This window comes from Kitasatospora sp. NPDC001683 (genome assembly GCF_053596495.1).
Genome location: NZ_JBSFGK010000181.1, coordinates 1 through 7,928, shown reverse-complemented (window position 1 = coordinate 7,928; position 7,928 = coordinate 1). Strand labels below are relative to the sequence as shown.

The window sequence follows — 7,928 nt, the reverse complement described above, 5'->3', positions numbered from 1 at the left end:
GGGGGGGGGGGGGGGGGGGGGGGGGGGGGGCGGCCAGGCCGGCCCGGGCCCCGGCTGCAAAAGGTCGCGGGCCCGTCGCGGGAAAAGACCACCGCCCGAGCGGCAACCTTTCGGCCTCCGGCGGCCACTGAGTGGTGCAACGTCGACTCGATCTACCGAATGGGATGGGCATGAGGGCTACGAAGCACGCCGCCCCGCAGGCACGGCGCAGGCGAGGGGTGGTCTGGGGCATACCGTTGGCGGCGGTGGCCGTCGGGGTGCTGGTGTGCCTCGCCATCGCGTTCCTCGGGCGGAGCGGGGCCGCCCCTGGCACTGATGCCGGGCAACCCGCCGCCGCAGCCGTCGAGGCCACCGGGCCGAGCGCGCCGCCCAGTACCGGCACCGGCACCGGCACCGGCACCGGCACCGGCACCGGCACCCCGGACGGTGCCACGCCCTCGGCCGCGCAGCCGTCACCCACCAGCCCTTCGCCGACGCCGTCCGTCGGCGCTCCCTCGCGCTCGGCCTCCACCGCCCCGAAGCCGTCCGCCACCGCCGGGCCCTCCGCCACGCCAGCCGCCCCGGCGGTCGGCAGCGCGCGTACGGCCGCCGGCCCGACGTCGCTGGCCGGGCGGATCAGGCCCGGGACGAGCTACCAGGGCGTGGCGACCTCTTACGACGCGGCCGACGGCAACGGCGCCTGTTCGTTCGGCCCGTCCGGCGATCTCATGATCGCGGCGATGAACCACACCGACTACGAGACGTCCAGGGCGTGCGGGGCGTACGTGCAGGTCCACGCCGCGAACGGGGCGAGCGTCACGGTGCGGATCGTCAACGAGTGCCCGCTGCCCTGCGCGCCCGGGCAGCTCGACCTCAGCCACGAGGCCTTCGCCAAGCTCGCCGACCTCTCGGTGGGCCGTCTCCCGATCAGCTGGTCGCTGCTGAGCCCCGGCGCGCCGGGCACCATGTCGGTCCGGTACAAGACCGGGTCCACCCAGTGGTGGTGCGGGATCCAGGTGATCGGCCACCGGAACCCGGTGGCTGCGCTGGAGGTCCGGACCGGCGGCGGCTGGCGGCAGCTGACCCGCACCGACTACAACTACTTCCTCTCCCCCGACGGCGGCGGGTGCGGCGGGCCGATCAGGGTCACCGACATCTACGGCGAGCAACTGACCGTCGACGGAATCGCGTTGCAGCCGGACGTCGTCCAGTCGACCCGCGTCCAGTTCGCCCGGCATTGACCGCGCCGCTCGCCGGTCCGCCGTCGCGGGTCTCCCCCCGGGGTGACCGCCGTCCGCCCCCGGGACCGCGCCCTGCTAGGCTCAAGGCGATTGTTAACGTTCACATTGCAGGGAGAGGGCGACCAGGGGACATGCTCCTCGATGACGCGTCCGCGGAGTTCCACGACTTCTTCGAACGCCACTACGCCGAACTCGCCCGTCTCGCCCACCTCCTGACCGGCGAGACGGACGCGGCCGACGACCTTGCCGCGGACGCCCTGGTCGCCCTGTGGCAACGCTGGGACCGGCTCCGCGCGGCCGACCACCCGCTCGCCTACGCCCGCGGGGTGGTCGCCAACATGGCCCGGGAACGGATCCGCAGCGCGGTCCGCGAGCGCCGCCGGGTCCTGCTGTTCTGGTCCCGCAGCCCGGAGAAGACCTCGGGGCCCGACGTCGCGGCCGTGCTGGACGTCCGCGCGGCCCTCGCCCGGCTGCCGTTCCGCAAGCGGGCCTGCGTGGTCCTGCGGCACGCCTTCGACCTCTCGGAGAAGGACGCCGCGGCGGCGCTGGGCATATCGGTCGGTACGGTGAAGAGCCAGACCTCGAAGGGCATGGCCGAGCTGGAACAGCTGCTCGGCGCACGAGCGGTCGGCGAACTGACGACAGGAAGGAGGAACCGGTGAACGATCACATCACCCGGCAGCTGCGCGAGGCGGCCGAGGCCCACCAGCCCGACCGCGCGAGGATGCTGGCCCGCGTGCAGCGCGGCGCGGCCGGTCCCGCCGTCCGTCACCGCGCCCGGTCGGGCCTTAGGTCCTGGCCCAAGGCCGCGATCGCCGGCCTCGCCACCGCCGGAATCCTGGCCACCGGCGGCCTCGCCGTGGCGGGCCTGCGAGGCCCGACGCCGTCGGAGAGCGCCACCACCGCTCCGGCCGCGCCCTCCCCGACGGTCAGTCCGACGCCCACGCGCCCGGCTCCCCCGACCACCACCGCCCCGGCACCGGCCGTCACCGTCCCGGCACCGGCCACCACCCCGACCGGTCCGCGCCCGACCCCGACGGCGAGCAGCCGGGCCCAGAACGGTTCGCTCTGGTCGGAGGGGTCGGTCGACGCGCACGGCAACGCCTACTGGGGCCAGAACGACCTCGCCCTCAAGACCACCCAGCCGCTCAGCTCGCTCACGGTGGAACTGCACATCGCCCAGACCGGCGACGTCCGGAGCACCGGCGACTGGCAGACCCTGTCGGCCGACGACTTCACCGTCACCGTCCAGGAGTCCGGCGGCGCGCTGGTCTACCGCTGGGTACTCAAACCGGGCCGCACGGTCCCGGCCGGGCAGTACGAGTTCGCCGCCCAGTTCAACCACGCCACCGGCGCACGCAATGCCGCCGGCGACAGCTATCGGGCCGAAGCCCAGTCGGCCGGCGGCACGGCCTCCGTCTCGGGCGGATTCACGCCGGTCCGGTAGCACGCGAACTGCTCGGAGTTCGACCTCGCGGCGAACTCGATCGGACTGCAGGGGAAGGGCCGTTGTGTTCCCAGGAAGTGATCTTGAGGAGTGTGAGGGATCCCCGTCCAGCCGCGCCAGCAGCCGTCCGAGGGTTGAGGCGTTCGGGGTGGCCCGGTTGAGCCCCAACCGGTCGTGCACCTCAGGCGCCGGGTCGGCCGCGAAGCGGGCGATCTGCGCAAGCGACCGCGCGCCACCGAGCACTGCGACCAGGCACAGCACCCGGCAGCGAGCCGAGCCGGTAACGGCGTCCTCGTTACCGGCGTGGATCGGGGAAGGCGGTCGAACACCCCAGCCAGCGTGGCCAATTCAGTGATCTTGATCATCTGGCGTCGCGTCCGTGGTTTCCACTCGGTCATGCCGCCCGCCCCACGGGCCAGCGCGCCCGTGCTGCCATGCACCCCGTGGAACAGTCCCGCGGGTGCGCGTGGCCGCACCGGGAGTGTCGGAGAGGTCAGCTCTGGGCGGTGGGCCGGACGACGATCTCGTTCACGTCGACCGCGGCAGGCTGTTCGATCGCGAAAGCGATGGCCCGGGCGATCGCGTCGGGCGGAATGGCGACGTCGTCCCGCATCTTCGTGATCTCTGCTCTGACCTGGCTGTTGGTTGACGCCTCGGCGAAGTCGGTCGCAGTCGCACCAGGTGAGACGGTAGTCACCCGCAAGGAGTCGCCGGCTTCCTGGCGCAGTCCTTCGCAGATGGCCCGGACCGCGAACTTGGTGCCGGCATAGACGGCCATGGTCGGCACGATGCGAAACGCGGCCGTGGAGGCGGTGGTGATGAAGTGGCCGGTTCCCTGCGCCCGGAAGACCGGCAGCGCGGCGCCGATCCCGTGCAGCACGCCCTTCACGTTGACGTCGACCATGTGGTCCCACTCCTCGACGCGCAGATCGTCGAGAGGCGAGATGGTGCCGACTCCGGCATTGCTGACGAGTACGTCGAGTCGGCCGAAGCACTCACCGGCCAGCGCGACCAGGGCTCGCAGGTCGTCCCGCCGGGTCACGTCGGTGCGGATCTGCACGGCCGTGCCACCTGCCTTCTCGATCCGGGCCACCAGTTCCGCCAGGCGTTCGGACCTGCGCGCGCCGAGGACGAGCCGCGCGCCGCGTTCGGCGAGCAGCAGCGCGGTCGCCTCGCCGATGCCACTGCTGGCTCCCGTGATCGCCACCACTTTGCCCTTGATTCCGGACATGAGTTGCCCTCTCCGTCTTCGGCACCGGAGCCGGAGTGCCGAGCGGCAGCGAGTCCTGGAGGAGAGTCCGCCAAGCCGTTGCGCACTGGCAGGCTGGGTGCCGGTATGGCCGTGTGAGGCCGCCGGTCATGCCGCGGCCCGTGTTCGCACACCAGTCTCCGAGTGGCTTAGCCTGGTATCCAGACCGTATTTATTCTGGAACTGAGGGTGCCATCCCGTCATGCCCACGCAGCCGGACCAACGCCGTCAGCTGAGTGAATTCCTGCGCAGCCGGAGAGAGCGCCTGACTCCTGACGAGGTGGGCCTGCCCCAGACCGGCCGCCGTCGGACTCCGGGACTTCGCCGCGAGGAACTGGCACTGCTGGCCGGGATCAGCGCCACCTGGTACACGTACCTGGAGCAGGGTCGAAAGATCCGTGTCTCCGAACAGGTGCTCAACGCCCTCGCCGCGGCGTTGCGGCTCGACCGGCACGAGCGCGATCACCTTCTCCAGCTTGCCGGTCACGCGCCTGCGGCTGAAGCCGAGGAACGCGAGCCGCTGCCGGCCGAGGTGGGTGCTGTTCCCCTGTTGCTCCAGCCGAACCCGGCGTACATCATCGGCGGCAACTATGACGTCCTCAGCCACAACCAGGCAGCCGACGAGTTGTTCCCGAGGCTCATCACTGATGCGGACCGGCCCGCCAACTTCGTCCGCTGGGCGTTTCTCGAACCGGTGGCCCGGGAGGTTCTGGTCGACTGGGAACCCGAAGCACGCGGCCTGCTCGGCCGACTTCGGACGCTAGCGGCACGCCATTGCGACGACCCGCGGTACACCCGGCTGATCGAGGAGCTGAACGAGGGCAGCCCTGAGGTGCGGGACTGGTGGCCGCAGTACGAGGTGCAGGCCCGGCACAGCGGTCGGAAACGGCTACGACACCCGCAACGGGGAACGATCGACTACGCGTACACCGCTTTTCACCTGGCCGAACAGCCGGAACAGACGCTGGTCGTCTATGTCGGTAGCAGCGAACCGCCCGACGGGAGCGCAGCCCTTCATCTCGCCGGCTGAGAACGCATCAGCCCTGACCGCGGGAGTCGGCTCCGGGCATTTCGAAATCCGGCCGACCGATCCCCACCGGCTGCGCCGCCGACGGTGCACGCGCACGGCCGAAAGGGCGCATCGCAAACAATTCACCGGCCTCCCACATGCGGAGCTCCGCCGAGCGGATCCTCACGTTCCGGTGGTAGTGATTCACGTACCGTTCACCGGAATGCCGGAACTCACCCCGCTGCCGATTCGTCAGAGCCGGTGAGGGTTCAACAACACGCCAAAGTCGGGGAAAGGGACGGGATATGTCCGCGGCCAGGAGGGTGATCGGCAGCGTAGCCGTGATTCTCGTGGCCGTGTTCGGCATGCTGGTGCTGTCCCAGTCCGTGTCCGCGTTCGTCCGGGACGAGCCTTGCCCACGGGTGGCCGCGGAGGTGAAACTCGCCGAGGAGGCGGTGGTTCCCAAGTACGCGCCCGGTTCCGGCTGGGCGCAGCTCCGGAACGTCCAAACCCCTCAGCACCAGCCCGAGTTGCGACCGGCCCTCGCCCACGAGGCTCCGGCGGCCGGCCGGCCGTCGGCACCCGCGGCCCCCGAACCGCCCGATCCGGTCGGCAGACAGTGCAGAGCGGCGGTCCTCCAGGTGTTCCGCTGCTGATCGGCGCCGACCGCGCCCGCACGCTCCTCGACGGCGGCGACACCCCGGTTCCGGTGCCGTACCGCCGTCCCACGCCCGGCAGTTCACGACGGCCACGGCATGACCGCCGCTGCCGCCGCGCTCCGCGCTGCCTCCGTACCGAGCGGGCACGGTCCCGAAGTCCACGTTCCCACAAGACTTCCGAGGGGCCCGAGGCACCGACATGCAAGGATTCATCGACCACGCCCGCACCTTCCGCCGCCGCGCCGCGCAGGACGCCGACGCCTTCGGGCGGCTGGCCGCCGGCCAGAAGCCGCAGGCACTGTTCATCACCTGCTCGGACTCCCGCATCATCCCCGCCGCCGTCACCGGCGCCCGGCCGGGGGACCTCTTCGAGATGCGGACCGCCGGCAACATCGTCCCGCCGTACCGTCCGCCCGTTCCCTCGGCCGAGGCCGCGACCATCGAGTACGCGGTCGAGGTCCTGGGGGTCGCCGACATCGTGGTGTGCGGCCACTCCCACTGCGGCGCGGTGGGCGCCGTCGTCCGGGGCGACGACCTGACCGGCGTGCCCGCGGTGCGCGACTGGCTCGCCGACGGCACCGCGCTGACGCCCGGCGGCGAACCGAGCCACGACCTGGCCGCGCCCGTACAGCGCCACGTCCTGGACCAGTTGGAGAAGCTGCGCACCCACCCGAGCGTCGCCCGCCGGGTCGAGGAGGGCCTGCTCGGCCTGCACGGCTGGTTCTACGAGGTGCACACCGGCGCGGTCCTCACCCACCGCCCCGGCACCGACGCCTTCCTGCCGCTGTGACCCCGCGGCCCACCACCTCCGCACTCCCACCGATGAAGGCACCCATGCGCTTTCCCACGCTCAAGTACGACCTGACCGCCTCGCTCGTCGTGTTCCTGGTCGCCCTCCCGCTGTGCGTCGGCGTCGCCGTCGCCTCGGGCGTGCCCGCCGAACTCGGCCTGATCACCGGTATCGTCGGCGGCCTGGTCACCGGCCTGCTGCCCGGCAGCAGCCTCCAAGTCAGCGGACCGGCGGCCGGGTTGACCGTGCTGGTCGCCGAGACCGTGCAACGGTTCGGCCTGCCCGCACTCGGTCTCGTGGTCGCCGCCACCGGCCTGCTCCAGCTGCTGCTGGGCGCGCTGCGCTGGGGCCGGTGGTTCCGCGCGATCTCCGTGGCCGTGGTCGAGGGCATGCTGGCCGGCATCGGCCTGGTCATCATCGCGGGGCAGCTCTACGCGATGGCCGACCAATCGGCGCCCGCCAGCGGGATCGGCAAGCTCCTCGGCCTGCCCGGTCTGCTCGCCCAGCTCATCTCCTCCGCCGCCGCCGGCTACTCCTTCCTGATCGGCGCCGGCACCATCGCGGTGATCGTGCTGTGGCAGCGGCTGCCCGCCCGGGTGCGGGTCGTCCCGGGCGCGCTGGTGGCCGTCGTGCTCGCCACGGGCGCGGTCTGGCTGCTCCACCGCCCGGTGAAGAAGGTCGAGGTCAAAAGCCTGCTGGACGCCATCCAGCCGCCCGGCACCGGGGTGTTCGAGCAGTTCGCCCCCGCCCTGCTCGTCACCATCGTCGCCTTCACCCTCGTCGCCTCCGCCGAGAGCCTGTTCAGCGCGGCCGCCGTCGACCGGATCCACGACGGGCCGCGCACCGACTACGACAAGGAGCTCATGGCCCAGGGCGCGGGCAACACCCTCTGCGGGGTCCTCGGCGCCCTGCCGATGACCGCCGTCATCGTCCGCAGCGCCGCCAACGTCCAGGCGGGCGCCCGGACCAAGGCGTCCCGCGTGCTGCACGGGGTGTGGCTGCTGCTCTTCGCCGCACTGCTGCCCGCGGCGCTCGGCGTCATCCCCGTCGCGGCGCTCGCCGGGGTCCTGGTGCACGCCGGGTTCAAGCTGCTGCCCTTCAGGCAGCTCGGCCCGCTGTGGCGCGAGCACCGATCGGAAGCATTCGTGCTCGTGGCCACCGCGGTGGCCATCGTCACGGTCAACATGTTCGAGGGCGTGCTGATCGGCCTGGGCCTGTCCGTCGTCAAGACGGCCTGGGAGACGTCCCGGCTGCACGTGGACACCGAGGAGCAGCCCGGCGGGCCGGTCCGGGTCCGGCTGACGGGCAACGCCACCTTCCTGCGGCTGCCCAAGCTCCTGGACGCCCTCGAGGCGCTGCCGGCCGACCGCGTCGTGGAGCTGGACCTCAGCGGTCTGCGGCACCTCGATCACGCCTGCCAGAGCGCGCTGACCACCTGGGTCGAGCGGCACAACGCCAACGCCCCCGAGGCCGTACGGCTGATCCCGGCCCTGGCCGGTCAGACCTGATCGTGCGTCACCGGCGCGCCGCCGCACCGTGGTTCCCGGTGCGGCG

7 protein-coding genes are annotated in these 7,928 nt (G+C 72.0%); 6 read left to right on the top strand and 1 reads right to left on the bottom strand.

What is annotated here, in order from left to right:
- Positions 1-170: 170 nt before the first annotated feature.
- The 3 genes from ACWCYO_RS39850 (at position 171) to ACWCYO_RS39840 (ending at position 2,667) form a co-directional block, all read left to right on the top strand.
- Positions 171-1,220, top strand: coding sequence for an expansin EXLX1 family cellulose-binding protein (locus tag ACWCYO_RS39850; protein WP_449786961.1), 1,050 nt, complete (start codon positions 171-173; stop codon positions 1,218-1,220).
- 131 nt (positions 1,221-1,351) lie between these two features.
- Complete coding sequence (locus ACWCYO_RS39845) at positions 1,352-1,882, top strand: SigE family RNA polymerase sigma factor (RefSeq protein ID WP_270140263.1); 531 nt, start codon at positions 1,352-1,354, stop codon at positions 1,880-1,882.
- Positions 1,879-2,667: a hypothetical protein gene (locus ACWCYO_RS39840; RefSeq protein ID WP_449786960.1), complete on the top strand. Its 789-nt coding sequence runs from the start codon at positions 1,879-1,881 to the stop codon at positions 2,665-2,667. Before ACWCYO_RS39845 ends, ACWCYO_RS39840 begins: the two co-directional genes overlap by 4 nt.
- A gap of 493 nt (positions 2,668-3,160) precedes the next feature.
- Here ACWCYO_RS39840 and ACWCYO_RS39835 read toward each other — a convergent pair whose 3' ends face one another.
- Complete coding sequence (locus ACWCYO_RS39835) at positions 3,161-3,898, bottom strand: SDR family oxidoreductase (RefSeq protein WP_449786959.1); 738 nt, start codon at positions 3,896-3,898, stop codon at positions 3,161-3,163.
- Between the two features lie 220 nt (positions 3,899-4,118).
- On the opposite strand from ACWCYO_RS39835, the gene ACWCYO_RS39830 reads away from it, so the two are divergent.
- The 3 genes from ACWCYO_RS39830 (at position 4,119) to ACWCYO_RS39820 (ending at position 7,882) form a co-directional block, all read left to right on the top strand.
- Positions 4,119-4,946 (top strand): helix-turn-helix transcriptional regulator, encoded by an 828-nt coding sequence (locus tag ACWCYO_RS39830; RefSeq protein WP_449786958.1) that lies wholly within the window; start codon positions 4,119-4,121, stop codon positions 4,944-4,946.
- 837 nt (positions 4,947-5,783) lie between these two features.
- Positions 5,784-6,374 (top strand): carbonic anhydrase, encoded by a 591-nt coding sequence (locus ACWCYO_RS39825; protein WP_270140270.1) that lies wholly within the window; start codon positions 5,784-5,786, stop codon positions 6,372-6,374.
- Between the two features lie 44 nt (positions 6,375-6,418).
- Positions 6,419-7,882, top strand: coding sequence for a SulP family inorganic anion transporter (locus ACWCYO_RS39820; RefSeq protein ID WP_449786957.1), 1,464 nt, complete (start codon positions 6,419-6,421; stop codon positions 7,880-7,882).
- The last annotated feature ends 46 nt before the right edge of the window (positions 7,883-7,928 follow it).